We start from the raw sequence: 17384 nt of genomic DNA on the forward strand, positions 1-17384 counted from the left end.
GCTCCGGGGAGGGGCGGGGCCGCCGTCGTCGGGGCCTGGTGCGGTCAGCGGGAGGCCTGCTTCAACGCCCGGCGGATCCGTTTGGCCGAGACCGGCTGGGCGGTGCCCAGCTGCTGGGCGAAGAGGTTCACCCGGAACTCCTCGAGCATCCAGCTGACTGCGCGCAGCGACTCCGGCACCGGCCGCTGCGCCGGCACGGCCTCCACGGCGGCATCGTATTCATCCTCGAGCTGCTGGACCATGGCTCTGTCCGTGGCGTCCTTGGACAGCGACTGGCCGGCCTCGAGCCGGTCGAGGCGCATCAGCATCGCCCGCAGGTAGCGGGGCAGATGCCGCACCTGTGCCGCCCCCGGCGGAGGAGACGAAGCCGGCAGGGGCCAGCTGCTCCAGCTGGGCCTGCATATCGCTGACCGCCTCGCGCAGCGCCGGAGAGCTCGCCGCCTGCAGCCGGGAGGCGACGTCGGCGCGCAGCGTGAGCACCTGGGCGACGACGTCGGTCAGCGCCAGGACCTGCTCGATGAGCTCGGCGCGGGCGTGCCGGGAGACCTGCTCGAACTCCGCGGCGGTGAACGGCGGGTCCTCGCCGAGCAGATGGTCCAGGGCGGCGGTGGTGCAGTCGACCACCAGCGAATCCACCGTCCCGTGCGGGGCCTGCCCGAAGGCCAGTCGCTCACGGGTGCTCAGATGATCGACCACGTAGCGCTGCGGCGAGGGGAGCACCTCGCGCAGCAGGGTGACGACGCCGCGCCGATGGATGCGAGCCTGGTCCTCCTCGGAATCCTGCACGCTGCAGAACACGCCGCTCCGTCCCTCGGGCTCGGGCTGCAGGGCGGGGTATCCGGTGACCTCGTGGCCGGACACCACGGTGCTGATCCGCCGTGGCAGATCGCCGAAGGTCCACTCGGTCTGCTCGCGCTGGGTCGGCACCGCCGAGCCTGCGGAGTCTGCGGAGCCCGCCGCGCCGGACGCCGCCGGCGGACGGCCGCCGTCCTGCGCGGCCCGCTGCGTCCCCGTCCGGCCCGGCCGTCCCTTCTCGGTCTTCCGGTCCGTACGCCCCGACCCGGCCGCGGCGTCGCCGGCGGAGCCGCCGGATCCGGCGGATCCGGCGGATCCGGCCAGAGACCGGGTGATGGCCTCGCGGGTCTGGTCGGCGAAGCGCAGCTGCAGCTCCTCGAGATCCTGCGAGGCGTCCAGCACCCGGCCCTTGTCGCTGATCACCGCCACGGTGAGGCGCAGATGCTCGGGCAGCGCGTCGAGGTCGAAGACCGAGGCATCCACCGGGATGCCGCGCAGGTCCTGCAGCACCGCCGCCAGCGCCTCGGGCAGCGGCTCGGCGCCGACGGCGTGCTGGGCCTCCAGCCGCTCGCGAGCGGTCGCGGCGACATCCGGGGCCGGCACGAAGTTCTTGCGGATCTGCTTGGGCATCGACCGGATCAGCTGGGTGATCAGCTCAGTGCGCAGCCCGGGGATCAGCCAGTCCAGCGCCTCGCGGCGCAGCTGATTGAGGAAGACCACCGGCACGCGCACCGTCACGCCGTCGGCCGTGCCCGAGCGGGCCCCGCCTGTCGAGGAGCCGGAGGAGCTGGTCCAGGAGCTCGAGCCCGTCGGGTCGAACTCGTACTGCAGCTCGAGCCTCAGCCCGTCGACGTCGAGCGTCTCCGGGAAAGCCTCGACGTCGACGTCCTCGGCGGACTCGGCGAGCAGCTGCTCCTCGGAGAGGTCCAGCAGCTCCGGCGTCTCGTGACGCTGCTTCTTCCACCAGGCGTCGAAGTGCCGCTGCGAGACGACATGCTCGGGGACCCGGGCGTCGAAGAAGGCGACGAGCTCGTCGTCGGAGGCCAGCAGGTCCTTCCTCCGCGTGCGGTTCTGCAGCTCCTCGATCTCCTCGACGCGACGGCGATTGCGCGCGTCGAAGTGGTGCCGGGTGCGCCAGTCGCCCTCGACGAGCGCACGCTGGATGAACACGCGGCGGCTGAGCTCGGGGTCGACCCGTCCGTAGAGCACCGTGCGGTCCGCGACCACCGGCACGCCGAAGAGGGTCTTCCGCTGGGCGGCGACGACCGCGCCCCTCGCCGCGGACCAGTGGGGCTCGCCGTAGCTGGTCTTGATCAGCTGCTCGCCGGCCTCCTCGACCCAGGCGGGATCGATGCGGGCGACCATCCGCGCCCACAGCCGCGAGGTCTCCACCAGCTCGGCGGCCATCACCAGGTCGTGGCCCTTCTTGAACAGCGCCGACCCCGGGAAGATCGCGAACCGGGTGCCGCGGGCCCCCTGATAGTCCCGAGTGCGCGGGTCGCGCAGGCCGATCTGGCTGAGCAGCCCGACCAGCAGCGAGCGGTGCACCGGCTCGTGGCGGGCCACCGGATCCACGGTGAGCTCACGGGCGCGGGGGAGCGCCGGACGGTCGCCGTCCTCCCGGCCGCCGCGGGGCTTCCTCCCGCCGCGCCGGCCGTTCCTCCGGCCGCCGGAGCCGCCGCCGGATCCGCCGCCGGATCCACCGTCGTCGGCGGCCAGCTCGGCGCGCCGGGCGATGTCGAGCAGCTGGCCGACCAGGTCCTGCCACTCGCGGACGCGCAGATAGTTCAGGTGCTCGCGGCGGCACATCTTCCGGAACTGGTTTCCGGAGAGCTCCTGCTGCTGCTCGACCAGGTAGCGCCACAGGTTCAGCAGCGCGGAGAAGTCGGAGTCCTCGTCGGCGAAGCGGGCGTGCCTCGCATCGGCCTGCTGGCGCTGCTCGAACGGTCGTTCGCGCGGATCCTGGACCGACAGCGCGGCCACCAGCACAGTGACTTCGGCCAGGCAGCCGCGTCGGGCGGCCTCGACCATCATCCGGCCCAGCCGCGGATCCACCGGCAGATCGGCCAGCGTGCGGCCGATGCGGGTGATGGTGCCCTTCCGCGGTGCGCCGTCGCCGCCGGAGTGCAGCGCTCCCAGCTCGGTGAGCAGCCGCACCGCATCGGTGACGGCCTTCGAATCCGGCGGTTGGACGAAGGGGAAGTCCAGCAGCTCGTCGGGGGTCTCGGTGATCCCCATCGAGGACATCTGCAGCAGGACCGAGGCCAGCGAGGTGCGCAGGATCTCCGGATCGGTGAACTCCGGGCGGGACTCGAAGTCGGCCTGCGAGTACAGGCGGATCGCGATGCCGTCGCTGGTGCGCCCGCAGCGGCCGGCGCGCTGATTCGCCGAGGCCTGCGAGATCGGCTCGATGGGCAGCCGCTGGACCTTGGTCCGCGTGGAGTAGCGCGAGATGCGGGCGGTGCCGGTGTCGATGACGTATTTGATGCCGGGCACCGTCAGCGAGGTCTCGGCGACGTTGGTGGCCAGCACGATGCGCCGGCGCCCGCCGGGGGAGAAGACCCGCTTCTGTTCGGCCATCGACAGCCGACCGAAGAGCGGCAGGATCTCGGAGCCGGCCAGCCGCCGGTCGGCGGCGACGACGTCGGCCAGCGCATCGGCGGCGTCGCGGATCTCGCGCTCGCCGGGGAAGAAGATGAGCATGTCGCCGTCGGGCTCGGCGGCGAGCTCGCGCACCGCGTCGCCGACGGCCTCCATCAGATCGCGCTCGCGGCCGGTGTCGGCGTGGTCGTCGGCGGCGTCCTCGCCCTCGCCGCCGGCCGCACCGGTCGCGTCCTCCGCAGGATCGTCCTCGTCGGGCCGCAGCGGCCGGTACCGGACCTCCACCGGGTAGGTGCGGCCGGAGACCTCGACGATCGGCACCGTCGGCTCGTCGGGGTCCTCGCTGAAGTGCGCGGCGAAGCGCTCCGGGTCGATCGTCGCCGAGGTGACCACGACCTTCAGGTCCGGCCGGCGGGGGAGGATCGACTTCAGATAGCCCAGGATCACGTCGATGGTCAGGCTGCGCTCATGCGCCTCGTCGATGATGATCGCCGAGTACTTGCGCAGCATGGGGTCCCGCTGGATCTCCGCGAGCAGGATGCCGTCGGTCATCAGCTTCACCGAGGTGTCGGAGGAGACCTCGGAGGTGAAGCGCACCTGATAGCCGACGTCGCGGCCCAGCGGCGTGCCGATCTCCTCGGCCAGTCGCTCGGCCACTGTGCGCGCGGCCAGGCGCCGCGGCTGGGTGTGGCCGACGATGCCGTCGCCGTGGGCGCCCAGCTCCAGCAGCATCTTCGGCAGCTGGGTCGTCTTGCCCGATCCGGTCTCGCCGGCGACGACGACCACCTGGTGGGAGCGCAGGGCCTCCAGGATGGTCTCGCGCTCACCGGTGACCGGCAGGATGTCGGGGTAGTTCAGCGTCTCGGCGGTGAACTCGTGCACGGCGGCGGCGGAGTCAGTCATGGCGTGGTCCAGCATATCGGCCGCCGCGCGGGAGGAACTGCTGGCCGATTCCTCGAGGCTCGAGGGTGCGGTGCTCGACGACTCGACGACCCTGCCGTGGGGCTGTGGTCGGCGTCACGGACTCTCGATTATGCATGCGTCTCCTCTCGTGTATAAGATGGATTCCGTTGTTCGGCGGAGAGGCCGGAACGGCGAGCGGCCGGAAGGCCGTGAGTCGAGTTCCGAGCAGCTCGTCGGAGCGATGCTCGCGCGAGTGGCGGAATAGGTAGACGCGCTGGCTTCAGGTGCCAGTGCCTTCACGGGCGTGGGGGTTCAAGTCCCCCCTCGCGCACGAGCCGCAGAAGCCCCGGATCGATCCCCAGCGGATCGGTCCGGGGCTTCTTTCGTGCGCCCGGGTCGTCGATCGGCCGTCATGGCTTCGGCCCATTCTGCGGCTCCATCCCGAGCGCCCCGGCGGGGATCACCTTCTGTGAGCGTTGACACACCAGCGGGCCTCAAATAGTCTCACCGGAAGACAAAACGTGTGGCACATCACTCCAGGGTGAGTCCGCAGGTTCTGTCTGATCGGATCATTCGACTCAGGAGGTTCCCATGCCATCGGCCATCTACCGACGGGCCGCCGCGGCGGTGCTCTGCGCCTCGGCGCTGACCCTGACCATGGGCGGCGCCGCCGACGCGGCGCCGGGTGCAGGTCAGGGGGCGAACGGCGTCGGCGTCGACCAGCGCTCGGAGAACGCCCCGGAGCATGCCGGCACGCCCGGTCGTCCGGAGCACGCCGGCGCACCCGGCCGGCCCGACCACGCCGGGGGCGGTCAGACCTGCCAGTTCGGCTCCGCCGACGGGGCCGGGGATCCGGCGCGCGACAGTCTGGCCGGCGTGGCCCCCGAGAGCATGGTCATCGGCAACATCGCCGCCGGGGGAGGTCACCACACCGACGCCGACTATCCGGATCCCTTCCCGGACGACCCCGAGTATCGCGACGTGCTGGCCGCCGATTTCAGCTCGGTGACGCCGGAGAACTACCTGAAATGGGAAACGCTGCGTCCTGCCGAGGGCGAGTATGACTTCGAGCAGGCGGACGCCGTCGTCGCCTGGGCGCAGGAGAACGGCCTCGACGTGCGCGGCCACGCGCTGCTCTGGCACTCGCAGAACCCCGACTGGCTCGAGGACGGCGACTACGGCGCCGAGGAGCTGCGCGCCATCCTGGAGGACCACGTGCGCACTGTGGTCAGCCGCTACGCCGGCTGCATCGACCAGTGGGACGTGGCCAACGAGATCTTCACCGGCGAGGGCGAGCTGCGCACCGAGGAGAACATCTGGCTGCGCGAGCTCGGCCCGGAGATCCTCGACGACATCTTCCGCTGGGCCCATGAGGAGGACCCCGAGGCGACGTTGTTCTACAACGACTACAACGCCGAGGGGCTCAACGCGAAGACCGACGCCTACCACCAGCTCGTCGTCGAGCAGCTCGAGCGCGGCGTCCCGGTCGGCGGCTTCGGCGCCCAGTCGCACCTGAGCATGCAGTACGGCTTCGACGACTCGCTCCAGGCCAACATGGAGCGCTTCGACGCCCTCGGCGTGAAGACCGCGATCACCGAGATCGACGTGCGCGGCGAGGTCGGCGAGGACGGGCGGATGAGCCCCGAGGACAGGGCCGGCGCCGCCGAACGCTACGCGCAGGTCCTGGACGCCTGCCTGGCGGTGGAGGGCTGCACCTCCTTCACCGTCTGGGGCACGCTCGACGAGCACAGCTGGGTCCCGGGCACCTTCCCCGGCGAGGGTGACGCGCTGATCATGGAGGGCGACTACGAGCGCAAGCCCTCCTACTGCACGCTGCAGCGCGCGCTGGTCGAGCACACCGAGGGGGCCGCGGCCTGGGAGCAGGACGGGGCCTTCTCCGAGTGCCGCGGCATCCTGGACGAGGCCGGCGTCTGACCGGTCCGGTCCGAGGCGCGGCGACGGGCGGTCGCCGACTCCGACGGCATCCCGAGCGGGAAGCCCTGGTCACGGTGCTCGATCATGGAGGCCGGGCGCGGCGTGGACTCAGTCGGCGGCGCGCCCGGCCTCCATGCGTCGCTTGACGTCGGCGGCGTAGGCGTCGACGTACTCCTGCCCCGACAGCCGCATGATCTGGTACATGATCTCGTCGGCGACCGCCCGCTGGGCGAACCGGTCGTCGACGTGGTCGTAGTGCGCCTCGAAGGTCATCGGCTCACCGATGATGACGCCCACGCGACGTCCCGGGGTGGGCACCTTCCGGCCGATCGGCTGGACCTTGTCGGTGCCGATCATCGCCACCGGGATCACCGGGACGCGGGTCTTCAGCGCCAGCCGCGCGACGCCGAGCTTGCCCCGATGCAGCCGGCCGTCCGGGCTGCGCGTGCCCTCCGGGTAGATGCCCAGCAGGGCGCCCTCGTGCAGCGCCCGCTCGCCGGCGTTCAGCGAGTCCTGGCTGGCGCGGCCCCCGGAGCGGTCCATCGGGATCTGTCCGGTGATGTCGAAGAACGTGCGGGTCAGCCAGCCGCTCGCGCCGGAGCCGACGAAGTAGTCCTTCTTCGCCAGGAAGCGCACCGGCCGCGGCACGACGACGGGCAGGAAGACCGAGTCGGAGAAGGACAGGTGGTTCGAGGCCAGGATCGCCGGCCCGTCGTCCGGGATGTGGTCGAGGCCCTTCACCCACGGGCGGAACAGGGCCCTGGCCAGCGGCCCCACGGCGAAGGTCTTGGCGACGTAGTAGAACACGGGCGTGCGGATCCTTCCTTCGGCGGGCAGATCGGCGAGCGGATCGGGGAGGGGGCGTGCGCGGCGGTCCGGGAGGGTGTCCCGACCGGCGCATCGGGCGGTGAGGCGGGCGACTGGTGCCCGGTCGACGAGTCGCCGGTCGGGCACCACTCTACGGTCTGGCCGTCCGACGCGGCAGGGTCGGCTCACAGCGCGGTGCGGGGCCCGCCGCCACGAGGGCCGGGCCGTAGGCTGGGCCTCATGATGGAGGACGTCGGAATGCCCGCCGGGCCGCCGTGCCCGGCGCGCCGGGCGGTCCCGCACGAGGGCGCCGTCGCGCCCGACGGCGTGCTGCTGCTCCACGGCTTCACCTCGGCGCCGTCGACCATGGCCCCTGTGGCGGAGGCGCTGGAGCAGGCCGGCTTCGTCGTCGAGACTCCGCTGCTGCCCGGACACGGCACCGCGTGGCGCGACCTGGCCTCCACTCCGCGGGCGGCGCTGACCGACGCCGCGCTGGCCGGCTGGGACGGACTCGCCCGGCGCTGCCGCACCGTCGGAGTGGCGGGCATCTCGATGGGCGGGGCACTGGCCCTGCAGGTCGCCGCCCGCCGGCCCGTCACCGCGGCGGCGGTGATCAACCCCGCCCTGCGGCTGCGCCCCGGTCAGGGGGGCGCCGCCCGTCTTCTGTGGCGGCTGCTGCCGAGCATCGGATCCATCGCCGGCGACATCGCCCGCGACGGGGTCCGCGAGGAGGCGTACCCGCGCACGCCGGTGCGCGGCGTCGCGGAGCTGGACCGGCTCGCCGCCGAGGTCCGCGCCGAGCTGGGGTCCGTCGAGGCGCCGGTGCTGCTGCTCCGCTCGGCGCAGGACGGTGTCCTTCCGCGTGCGGCGGCGGCTAGTCTGGGGGAGAGGCTGACCGGCGGGAGTCTGCGCGAGATCGTGCTCCGCCGGTCCCGGCACGTGGCCACGCTGGACCACGACGCCGAACGGGTGGCCGCGGAGATCCGCGGCTTCCTGGCCGGGGCCGCCGACCGGCGCGTCCCGCGGAACGACGAGACAGCAGAGGTGGAGGACCGATGAGCCCGCACCGTGATGACGAGCCCAGCCCCGTGTTCGACCGACACGGCGGATCTCGCCCCGTCGGCGGCCGGGGGCCGCGCGACTGGAGCGTCGACGAGGGGGCCCTCGACGAGATCGACGACTTCACCCCGCCGAACCCGAAGAATCCGCTGGCCGGCGCTCGGCCCGGCGTCGTGCTCGGCGCGCTGATGGCCCTCGGCGGGATCGTCGGCGTGCTGATCGCCGCGTGGGTCCCCGGCGCCGCGCCGTCCTGGCTGGCCCCGGCGCTGATCGCCGTCGCGGTGCTCGGCCTGGTCGTGCTGTTCCTGCAGATGCCGCGCAGCCGCGGCGGCGGATCCGGGGACGGCGCCCAGGTCTGACCGGCCGGGGCCGGAGGGTCGGGGCGGGGGTCGGCCGGGAGCATCCGGCCCCTGCGTGCCGCCGACGCGGGGCCGCGTGGACAGCAGGACGAACGGACATTACTGTGGAGTAGACAGTGTGAGGCAGAGCACACGACCCGGCCTCGCCCGCGGGTCGTCCGACCGAGCATCCGACAGAGGAGTCGCGCCGTGAAGGAACACGTCGTCCCGTCCCGGGCCGCCGCGCCCGCAGACCTGAACATCACGGATCTGCTGGAGCGTCAGGTCGCCCGCGACCCCGACAACAGCCTCTTCGCCCGGCAGCTGACTCCGGGCGAATGGACCGAGATCTCGGCGCGCGAGTTCCGCGACGACGTCGTCGCCCTGGCCGCCGGACTCGTCGCACGCGGCGTGGAGCCCGGCGACTCGGTGGCGATCATGTCGCCGACCCGCTACGAGTGGACGCTGCTGGACTTCGCCATCTGGTACGCCGGGGCGGTGACCGTCCCGATCTACGAGACCTCCTCGCCGGCCCAGGTGGCCTGGATCGTGCAGGACGCCGCCGTCTCGCTGGTGCTCGTCGAGGGCGAGTCCCACGCCGGCGTCGTCGACCGCGCCGTCGAGCAGGAGAAGCTCACCGGAGTGCGAGAGGTGCTGAGCATCGACGCCGGGCACCTGGACGCGCTGCGCGCCGACGGGCGGAGAGTCGAGGCCGGAGTCGTGGAGGAGCGGCGCTCGCGGGCGGGGCTGGACGACACCGCCACGCTGATCTACACCTCCGGGACGACCGGTCGGCCGAAGGGCTGCGTGCTGAGCCACGGCAACTTCGCCGAGCTCTCCCTGGAGGCCATGCATCGGCTCGGCGACGTGATCAACCCGGAGAAGTCGACGGTGATGTTCATCCCGCTGGCGCACGTCTTCGCGCGGTTCATCTCCGTGCTGGCGGTGGCCTCGGGTGCGACGGTCGGCCACACCGCCGACATCAAGCAGCTGGTCGATGATCTGGGGACCTTCCGCCCGACGTTCCTGCTGGCGGTGCCGAGGCTCTTCGAGAAGATCTACAATCGCGCACTGACCAAGGCCCAGGACGAGGGCAAGGGGGAGATCTTCGAGAAGGCCGCCCAGACGGCGGTCGACTGGTCGCGGGCGCGGCAGGCCGGCCGCGTCCCGCTGACCCTGGCGCTGAAGCACCGGCTGTTCTCCGCGCTGGTCTACTCCAAGCTGCGCCGCCGCATGGGCGGCCGCGTCACCCATGCGGTCTCCGGCGGCAGCCCGCTGGGCGAGCGGCTGGGGCACTTCTTCCACGGCATCGGGCTCTCCATCATGGAGGGCTACGGCCTCACCGAGACCACCGCGCCGTTGACCGTCAACGTCCCCGACGACCTGCGCATCGGCACCGTCGGCCCACCGCTGCCCGGCTGCGGGGTGCGGATCGCCGACGACGGCGAGGTGCTCGGCAAGGGCGTCTGCGTCTTCCACGGCTACCACGGCCGGCCGGACCTGGACGCCGAGGCCTTCACCGACGACGGCTGGTTCCGCACCGGCGACCTGGGGCATCTGGACGAGCATGGCTGTCTGGTGATCACCGGGCGGAAGAAGGAGATCCTGGTGACCGCCGGCGGCAAGAACGTCTCGCCGGCGCCGCTGGAGGACGCGCTGCGCTCCGACGCGCTGATCAGCCAGGCGGTGGTGGTCGGCGACGAGCGTCCTTTCGTCGCCGCGCTGCTCACACTGGACGAGGAGACCCTGCCCGGCTTCCTGGAGCGCCACGGCCTGGATCCGCAGATCCCGGCGGCCGAGGCCGCCGGTCTCGACACGGTCCGGCAGGCCGCCCAGGAGGCGGTGGACCGGGCCAACGAGGGTGTCTCGAAGGCCGAGTCGATCCGGGCCTTCCGGGTGCTGGGGCAGGACTTCACCGTCGAGACGGGGCATCTGACGCCGTCGATGAAGCTGCGCCGACCGGTGGTCATGGAGGACTGCGCCGAGGAGATCGAGGCGCTCTACGCCGAGGCGAAGCAGAACCGTGACTCGGGGGCGCCTCGGAGGGGTCTGCGAGCTGATCCGCCGGCTCGCGCCCCGGATGCTCCCGCAGGGGCGTCCAGATGGCGGACGGCCCTGCGGGAGCATTGGTCAGCCTCCGCGCCGCCCCGTAGTCTGGTGTCGTGACTGCAACGCCTGAGAACCCCGCCGAGACCCCGTTGACCGCGCCCGGAGAGATCCTGCACACCGGTGCCGCGGACTATCCCGGGCTCGACGAGTGGCGCCGCCTGCCGCTGAGCCAGCAGCCCGCCTGGCACTCCCACCCGGAGTTCGAGTCCTCGGTGGCGGAGCTCTCGGCGAATCCGCCGCTGGTCTTCGCCGGCGAGGTGGACAAGCTCAAGCGCCGGCTGGCCCGCGTGGCCCAGGGCGAGGCCTTCCTGCTGCAGGGCGGCGACTGCGCCGAGAGCTTCGACGGCGCCACCGCCGACAAGATCAGCGCCCGGGTCAAGACGCTGCTGCAGATGGCCGTGGTGCTGACCTACGGCGCCTCGCTGCCGGTGGTGAAGATGGGCCGGATGGCCGGCCAGTTCGCCAAGCCGCGCTCCTCCGACGAGGAGACCCGCGACGGCGTCACCCTGCCCAGCTTCCGCGGTGAGATCGTCAACGGCTTCGACTTCACCCGGGAGTCTCGCGAACCGGACCCGCGCCGCATGGTGAAGGCCTACAACACCTCCGCGTCCACGCTGAACCTGGTCCGCGCCTTCACCGAAGGCGGCTTCGCCGACCTGCGCGCCGTCCAGCAGTGGAACAAGGGCTTCATGGAGAACCCCGCCCACGCCCGCTACGAGCAGATCGCCGGCGAGATCGATCGGGCCGTGCGCTTCATGGAGGCCTGCGGTGTGGAGTTCGAAGGGCTGAAGCGCACTGAGTTCTACGCCGCCCACGAGGCGCTGCTGCTCGACTACGAGCGTGCGCTGACCCGCATCGATTCGCGCACCGGGGAGCCGTACATCACCTCCGGGCACTTCCTCTGGGCCGGCGAACGGACCCGGGATCTCGACGGCGCCCACATCGACTACCTCTCGCGGGTGCACAACCCCATCGGGGTGAAGCTGGGGCCGAAGACGACGCCGGAGGAGGCGCTGGCGCTGATCGACAAGCTGGACCCGCACCGCGAGCCGGGCCGGCTGACCTTCATCACGCGCATGGGAGCGGCCAACATCCGCGAGAAGCTGCCGCCGCTGGTCGAGGCCGTCCGCGACTCCGGCGCGCAGGTCGTCTGGGTCACCGACCCCATGCACGGCAACACGATCACCGCGAAGAACGGCTACAAGACCCGGCGCTTCGACGACGTCATGGACGAGGTCCGGGGCTTCTTCGAGGTCCACCGGGCGCTGGGCACCTACCCGGGCGGGCTGCACGTGGAGATGACCGGCGACGACGTCGCCGAATGCCTGGGCGGCTCGGACGTGATCGACGAGTCCGCCTTCGACGGCCGCTACGAGTCGCTGGTCGATCCGCGGCTGAACCATAAGCAGTCGCTGGAGATGGCCTTCCTGGTGGCCGAGGCGCTCAGCCGCCGCTGAGCCTCCCGGCAGGCCCGTCAGGCCCCGACGACTCCCGGCCCCTCCGCGGCGAGCCTCGCTCCGAGGCTCGCCGCGGACGTCTCTGTCGCGCCGTCGGCGGCGGCCGCGCCCTCCGGGGGCCCGGCGTCGCCGCCCAGACTCGGCACGATCTCCGGGCTGAGCCCGAGGTACCAGGCCAGCAGGATCAGCAGCGCCGTCCCGATGAGCAGCAGCGCCACGGTGAGCCAGCTGCGTGTGGCCGTGGGCCGTGCCAGCGCGACCGTCGGACGCTGCCGCTCGCGTCGTTCGACGGCGTGCGGATCGCGACGGCGGAGCTTCTCCGCGGCGCGATCGCCCCATGGACCCAGCGGGCCGACACCGGGGCGCCGCCGCGGTCCGCGGCGCGGCGAGGCGCCCTGCGCGGAGAACTCCCCGGTGTCCTCGCCGGGACCCGTCGCCCCGTCGGGGCGCGTTCCCCGCGCCGAGTCCGGCGAGACGGCGGCGGCGAACGGCTCGTCGTGATGCCTCTCCGGTCCGCATGCCGGCCGGGAGGCCGAGAGGGCCTCCGTGGGCTGCGCGTCGCTCGCGGCGACTTCGGAGGGCGCCGACTCGGCGGCGAGCGTGTCGGGGTCCATCCGGAAGGCGTCGGTGGGGACCTCGGCGACGGTCTGCCGGTCCTCCTCGGCGGCGTCGTCGGCGCCGGAGCGGGCAGTCAGCAGCGCGGCGGCGACGTCGTCGTCCCAGGCCGCGGCGTCCTCCGTGGTGGGGAAGTCCTCGCCGGTGCCCAGCACTGTGGTCGCGTCCAGGTCGCTCGCGGCGGGGGCGGGTGCGTGCGTCGTCTCAGCCGCGGCCTCGGCGTCTTCGGCGGCGACGGCCTCCTCCGCCCCGTCCGGATCCGGTCGACCGGCCTCCTGCGGCGTGCCGGCACCCTCGGCTCCTCCGGCCGAGCGGACTGCTGGGCGGGGGATGGGACGCTGTCGAGCTGCTCGTCGTCGAGCTCGGCGGCGAGGCGGTGCATCAGCTCGAGCATGGCGTCGGCATGGGCCGGTCGGTCCGCCGCGCGGGGGCGTGTGGCCGCATGCACCAGCGCATCGAGGCCCGGGGGCAGTCCGGGCACCGCCTCCGAGGGCGGCGGCACCTCCGAGTTCACGTGCTGGAAGGCCACGCGCACCGGGGATTCGCCGATGTAGGGCTGGACGCCGGTGAGCATCTCGTAGAGCAGGATGCCCACGGCATAGATGTCGGCGCGCTCGTCGGCGCCCTCGCCGGAGAGCAGCTCCGGAGAGATGTAGGCGACGGTGCCCATCAGCGTGCTGGTGCCCGAGTGGTGCGTCGCCGCGCGGGCGAGGCCGAAGTCGGCGAGCTTGATGCGCCCGTCGTGGGAGACGAGGACGTTCTCCGGCTTGATGTCGCGGTGCACCAGCCCCGCCCGGTGGGCGGCGGCCAGGCCCTGCAGGATCGCCTCGGCGTACGTCAGCGCCAGCCGCGGCGTCATCGGTCCGCGCTTGAGCAGCGTGCGCAGCGTCGCGCCGGGCACATGCTCCATCACCAGATAGGCGGTCTCGCGCGTCTGCCCCTGGTCGAGGATCCTCACCACGTTGTCGTGCGAGATCAGCGCGGCGTTGCGCGCCTCCTGCTCGAAGCGGTCGACGACTTTGCGGTCCTCGGCCATGTGCGGGAAGAGCACCTTCAGCGCGACGTCGCGATCCAGGCGGGTGTCATGGGCCAGGTAGACCGTGGACATGCCACCGCGCGCCACGCGGTCGCGGACGGCGTAGCGGCCGTCGACGGTCGCCCCGATCCAGGGGTCGGAGTGTTCGGTGCTCACGCCGACCAGGGTAGCGAACCCGGCCGGACGCGAGCCGCAGGCGCACCTCGCGGTCAGCGGCTGCGCCGGACCAGCCGGTCGGCGACCGCCTGGAGATCGGCGACGACGTCGGCGGCCGCGCCCGACGAGGGCAGCCGGTCGGTGCCCGCGCGGCCGGCGGCGACCAGCTCGGCGATCGAGGCCTCGACCGCCTCCACCGCGCCGGCGGCGATGAGGATCTCGCGGGCGCGCTCGACGTCGGCGGTCGTCAGGCGGGGGTCGCCGAGCATCGCCCCCAGCTCGCGCGCCTGCTGCGCGGAGGCGCCGAAGAGTCCGTGGGCGATGAGCTCGGTGCGCTTTCCCTCGCGCAGATCATCGCCGACCGGCTTGCCGGTGGTCTCCGGGTCGCCGAAGACGCCGAGCAGATCGTCGCGCAGCTGGAAGGCCTCGCCGGTCGGCAGCGCGGCCGCGGCCAGCGACTCGCGCAGCGCCGCGGGCGCTCCGGCCAGGGCCGCGCCGAGGACCAGCGGATGCTCGGTGGAGTAGCGGGCCGACTTGTGGCGCAGCACCCGGCGGGCCCGATCGAGGGCCTCTCCCGCGGAGGCCGCGGGGGTGCGGACCTCGTCGAGGACGTCGAGATACTGTCCGGCGATGACCTCGGTGTGCATCCGGTGGAAGCGCAGCCGTGCCTCGCGTCGGGCGTCGTTCGGCGCCCTCGCCGGAGAGCTCGGCCGCGGCGGCGTCCTGCGCCTCGCCGAAGGCCTGCCCGGCCCAGGACAGCGCCAGGTCGCCGGCGAGGATCGCGGCGCTGACGCCGAAGTGGCCGGCCTCGCCGCGATGGTCGGCGCTGCGGTGCAGCTGTTCGAACCGGCGGTGCGCGCTGGGAGCCCCGCGCCGGGTGTCGGAGCGGTCGATCACATCGTCATGGATCAGCGCGGCGGCCTGGAAGAGCTCCAGCGCGACGCCGAGCCGCACCGGCGCCTCGGCGTCGGGGGAGCCGCCGGCGGCCCGCCAGCCGATCCAGGCGAGCACGGCGCGCAGCTTCTTGCCGCCGCGGGTGAGCTCGGTCAGCTGCTCGACCAGCGGGGAGCCCGCGGGGGAGACGGCGTCGATCTCCTCCGCCCGGGCGGCCAGGAACGTCGCGCAGGCCTGAGAGACCCGGTCGATCTGGCGTCGCTGCCCCGTGTCGGCGGATGAGGCGCCGTCCGGGGCTTCGACCGGCGCCGCGGGGGTCCCTGGGTCGGGGCTGGTCATGCTTGCTCCTCCTGTGCGTCGACGGCCGCCCCCCCAGCCTAGCCGAGGGCGCCGTCGGCCGTGTCTCCGCCGGCCGGTATCGTGGTCCCCATGGCAGGCAGCACAGGGGCGTCGTCGGGCGGCGGTGCGCCGGGTCGGGTGATCGCCCACGTCGACATGGACGCCTACTTCGTCGAGGTCGAGCTGCTCGAGCGCCCGGAGCTGCGCGGGCGCAAGCTCATCGTCGCCCAGGAGAGCGGCCGTTCGGTGGTGCTCTCGGCCTCCTACGAGGCGCGCGACGACGGGGTCCGCTCGGCCATGCCGCTGGCCCGCGCCCGGCGGCTCAGTCCGGAGGCGCTGGTGCTGCCGCCGCATCAGGGGCGCTATCGCGAGATCTCGACGTCCCTCATGGGGCTCTTCGCCGAGGTGACCGACACCGTCGAGCAGCTCAGCGTCGACGAGGCCTTCCTCGACATCACCGGCGCCCGGCGCCGGCTCGGCGAACCCGAGGAGATCGGCCGGCACATCCGGGCCGAAGTCCGTGCGCGCTTCGGTCTGCCGTGCAGCGTGGGCATCGCCGACCGGAAGTTCATCGCCAAGATCGCCTCGACCCGGGCCAAGCCCGACGGCCTGCTGCTGGTCCCGCCGCGCCATCGGCTCGCGTTCCTGCACAGCCTGCCGGTGCGGGCGCTCTGGGGCGTGGGGGCGAGGACCGCCGAGGCGCTGGAGCGCCTCGGCATCACCACCGTCGAGCAGCTCGCCGAGACGCCGGCGGAGATGCTGCGCGCCCGTTTCGGCGCCGTCGGAGACCAGCTGCACGCGCTCGCCCGCGGCGAGGACGACCGGGGCGTGCAGACCTCCCGCGAGGAGAAGAGCATCGGCGCCGAGGAGACGTTCGCCGAGGACGTCGACTCCCGCCAGGAGCTGCTGGCCGAACTGCTCCGGCTCAGCCACCGGGTCGCCTCCCGGCTGCGCGCCGGGGGGCATGCCGCCGGCCGGGTCAGCCTCAAGCTGCGCTATCGCGACTTCGAGACGCTGACCCGCAGCGTCACGCTGCGCCACAGCACGCAGTCGGCGCTGGTGCTGCATCGGCAGGCGGCGGGGCTGCTGGACGGCCTCGGCGTGCTCGCCCAGCCGGTGCGGCTGATCGGCCTTCGCGCCGAGGCGCTCAGCGGCGACGTCGCCGGTCTGCAGCTGAGCTTCGACCGGACCGAGACCAACTGGATCGACGCCGAGGAGGCTCTGGACGCCGTCGTCGCCCGCTACCCGGGCGGAGTGGCGCCGGCCTCGCTGCTCCGCCGTCCGACGTCGCGGAGGAACGGTGCGGGTGACGGCGCGGGCGACGGCGCGGGCGAGAGCGACCCCGGGGGAGTCGGCGCGGAGCCCGGGGCGGAGCGCGACCACGGCTAGGTGGGCGCGCCGATCAGACGGTAGAATGAGGATCCAGGCGGAAAGACTGCTTGGGCGAGGCGCCGAGGGCGCCCGGGAGATCGGCCGGCAACTGCAAGGAGCCCACGATGGCACTCTCAGAGAGAGAACAGCGCATGCTGAAGGAGCTGGAGGAGCAGCTCCAGACCGAGGACCCCGGTTTCGCGACGTCCATGCAGGACGCGCCCACCGGCACGGTCGACGTCCGTCGGCTGGTGCTGGGTCTGCTCGTGGCCGTGGTCGGCCTCGTCGTGCTGATCCTCGGCATCTACAACCAGTGGATCCCGGTGGGCGTCGGCGGCTTCCTGATCATGGGCGGCGGCGTGTACTTCGCCACCACCGGCGGCACCTCCTCCGGCCGCGGCTCCTCCTCGGGCGGCGACGGCGGCTCCGGCGGGGGCGGCGGAGGCGGCGGCCCGCGCGGCACGGCGCCGAGTCCCTCCGGCAGCTTCATGAGCGGACTCGAGCAGCGCTGGGAGGAGCGCCGGCGCCAGGAGTGACCAGCGGCCCTCCGGTCCGCTCCGCCGACTCCCCAGACCTCTCCGAAGGCCCCCGCGGTCGCTGATCTGCAGCGACTGCGGGGGCCTTCGTCGTGCTCGGGCGGCGGTGCCGCGCATCCTCCCTCCCCATCCCTCCACTCCGCTCGCCGCCGGCCTCGGGTCCCCGGGACTCCCGAGCGGCGCCGGGGCGCGGCGCCGGCTCGCCGCGATCCCCGCGATCCGTGTCCTGGCGCGGGACGACGGGCGTCGGCGCGCCCCTGCCGCCGTCGGCGCGGCGCCGGTCCGGCCATGTGGCGCCCTGCCGTGCCGCCAGATTCCCTCCACCGTCCTCCCCACGGCGCCCCACGGCACTCCACCGAAGAAGCCCCAGGTCAGCGAGCTGACCCAGGGGTCGCTGGGGATGGTTCCGCGAGATCCCGGGCGAATCATGGTT

The 17384-nt window shown here is 73.0% G+C and carries 13 protein-coding genes, 1 tRNA gene and 1 pseudogene; 8 read left to right on the forward strand and 7 right to left on the reverse strand.

Annotation, left to right across the window (positions count from 1 at the left end; all coding sequences use genetic code 11):
• Nucleotides 1-44: 44 nt before the first annotated feature.
• Both GU5_RS16590 and hrpA read right to left on the reverse strand, forming a co-directional pair.
• Entirely contained in the window at nt 45-308 is a 264-nt protein-coding gene (locus tag GU5_RS16590) for a DUF3418 domain-containing protein (RefSeq protein WP_083830280.1), read from the reverse strand.
• Nucleotides 220-4299, reverse strand: coding sequence for an ATP-dependent RNA helicase HrpA (gene hrpA / locus GU5_RS13640; protein ID WP_139084281.1), 4080 nt, complete (start codon nt 4297-4299; stop codon nt 220-222). Before hrpA ends, GU5_RS16590 begins: the two co-directional genes overlap by 89 nt.
• A gap of 247 nt (nt 4300-4546) precedes the next feature.
• On the opposite strand from hrpA, the gene GU5_RS0102565 reads away from it, so the two are divergent.
• A tRNA-Leu gene (locus tag GU5_RS0102565) sits at nt 4547-4630 on the forward strand.
• A 260-nt stretch (nt 4631-4890) separates the two neighbouring features.
• Entirely contained in the window at nt 4891-6234 is a 1344-nt protein-coding gene (locus GU5_RS13645; protein ID WP_010524018.1) for an endo-1,4-beta-xylanase, read from the forward strand.
• A 108-nt stretch (nt 6235-6342) separates the two neighbouring features.
• On the opposite strand, the gene GU5_RS0102575 is transcribed toward GU5_RS13645, so the two are convergent.
• Nucleotides 6343-7041, reverse strand: coding sequence for a 1-acyl-sn-glycerol-3-phosphate acyltransferase (locus GU5_RS0102575; RefSeq protein ID WP_010524019.1), 699 nt, complete (start codon nt 7039-7041; stop codon nt 6343-6345).
• Nucleotides 7042-7281: 240 nt separating this feature from the next.
• Here GU5_RS0102575 and GU5_RS13650 point away from each other — a divergent pair, with 240 nt between their 5' ends.
• From GU5_RS13650 to GU5_RS0102595, 4 genes are all read left to right on the forward strand, one after another.
• Nucleotides 7282-8100, forward strand: coding sequence for a carboxylesterase (locus tag GU5_RS13650; RefSeq protein ID WP_050806558.1), 819 nt, complete (start codon nt 7282-7284; stop codon nt 8098-8100).
• A complete protein-coding gene (locus tag GU5_RS0102585) occupies nt 8097-8459 on the forward strand; it encodes a hypothetical protein (RefSeq protein ID WP_139084282.1) in 363 nt (120 codons plus the stop codon). Before GU5_RS13650 ends, GU5_RS0102585 begins: the two co-directional genes overlap by 4 nt.
• A gap of 189 nt (nt 8460-8648) precedes the next feature.
• Nucleotides 8649-10604 (forward strand): long-chain fatty acid--CoA ligase, encoded by a 1956-nt coding sequence (locus tag GU5_RS0102590; RefSeq protein ID WP_010524022.1) that lies wholly within the window; start codon nt 8649-8651, stop codon nt 10602-10604.
• Nucleotides 10605-10636: 32 nt separating this feature from the next.
• Nucleotides 10637-12004 (forward strand): class II 3-deoxy-7-phosphoheptulonate synthase, encoded by a 1368-nt coding sequence (locus GU5_RS0102595; RefSeq protein ID WP_010524023.1) that lies wholly within the window; start codon nt 10637-10639, stop codon nt 12002-12004.
• 17 nt (nt 12005-12021) lie between these two features.
• On the opposite strand, the gene GU5_RS0102600 is transcribed toward GU5_RS0102595, so the two are convergent.
• From GU5_RS0102600 to GU5_RS17760, 4 genes and pseudogenes are all read right to left on the reverse strand, one after another.
• The gene (locus GU5_RS0102600; RefSeq protein WP_010524024.1) at nt 12022-12774 is read right to left on the reverse strand and encodes a hypothetical protein; all 753 of its coding nucleotides are present in this window, start codon (nt 12772-12774) and stop codon (nt 12022-12024) included.
• Nucleotides 12696-13811 carry a protein kinase gene (locus GU5_RS13655; RefSeq protein ID WP_010524025.1) on the reverse strand — a complete coding sequence of 372 codons (1116 nt, stop codon included), beginning with the start codon at nt 13809-13811 and terminating at the stop codon, nt 12696-12698. The genes GU5_RS0102600 and GU5_RS13655 overlap by 79 nt, the downstream gene beginning before the upstream one ends.
• Nucleotides 13812-13864: 53 nt before the next feature.
• Entirely contained in the window at nt 13865-14458 is a 594-nt protein-coding gene (locus tag GU5_RS17755) for a polyprenyl synthetase family protein (RefSeq protein WP_050806559.1), read from the reverse strand.
• A gap of 118 nt (nt 14459-14576) precedes the next feature.
• Nucleotides 14577-15044: pseudogene (locus GU5_RS17760) on the reverse strand (polyprenyl synthetase family protein); the annotation flags it as partial.
• A 90-nt stretch (nt 15045-15134) separates the two neighbouring features.
• Between GU5_RS17760 and dinB the strand changes: the two are divergent.
• Together dinB and GU5_RS0102620 are read left to right on the forward strand one after the other, a co-directional pair.
• Nucleotides 15135-16433 (forward strand): DNA polymerase IV, encoded by a 1299-nt coding sequence (gene dinB / locus GU5_RS13665; RefSeq protein ID WP_050806561.1) that lies wholly within the window; start codon nt 15135-15137, stop codon nt 16431-16433.
• Nucleotides 16434-16540: 107 nt separating this feature from the next.
• Nucleotides 16541-16951, forward strand: a complete 411-nt coding sequence (locus GU5_RS0102620) for a DUF3040 domain-containing protein (protein ID WP_029513953.1) — start codon at nt 16541-16543, stop codon at nt 16949-16951.
• Nucleotides 16952-17384 lie beyond the last annotated feature (433 nt).

The organism is Nesterenkonia sp. F, from assembly GCF_000220985.1.
Taxonomy (GTDB): Bacteria; Actinomycetota; Actinomycetes; order Actinomycetales; family Micrococcaceae; genus Nesterenkonia.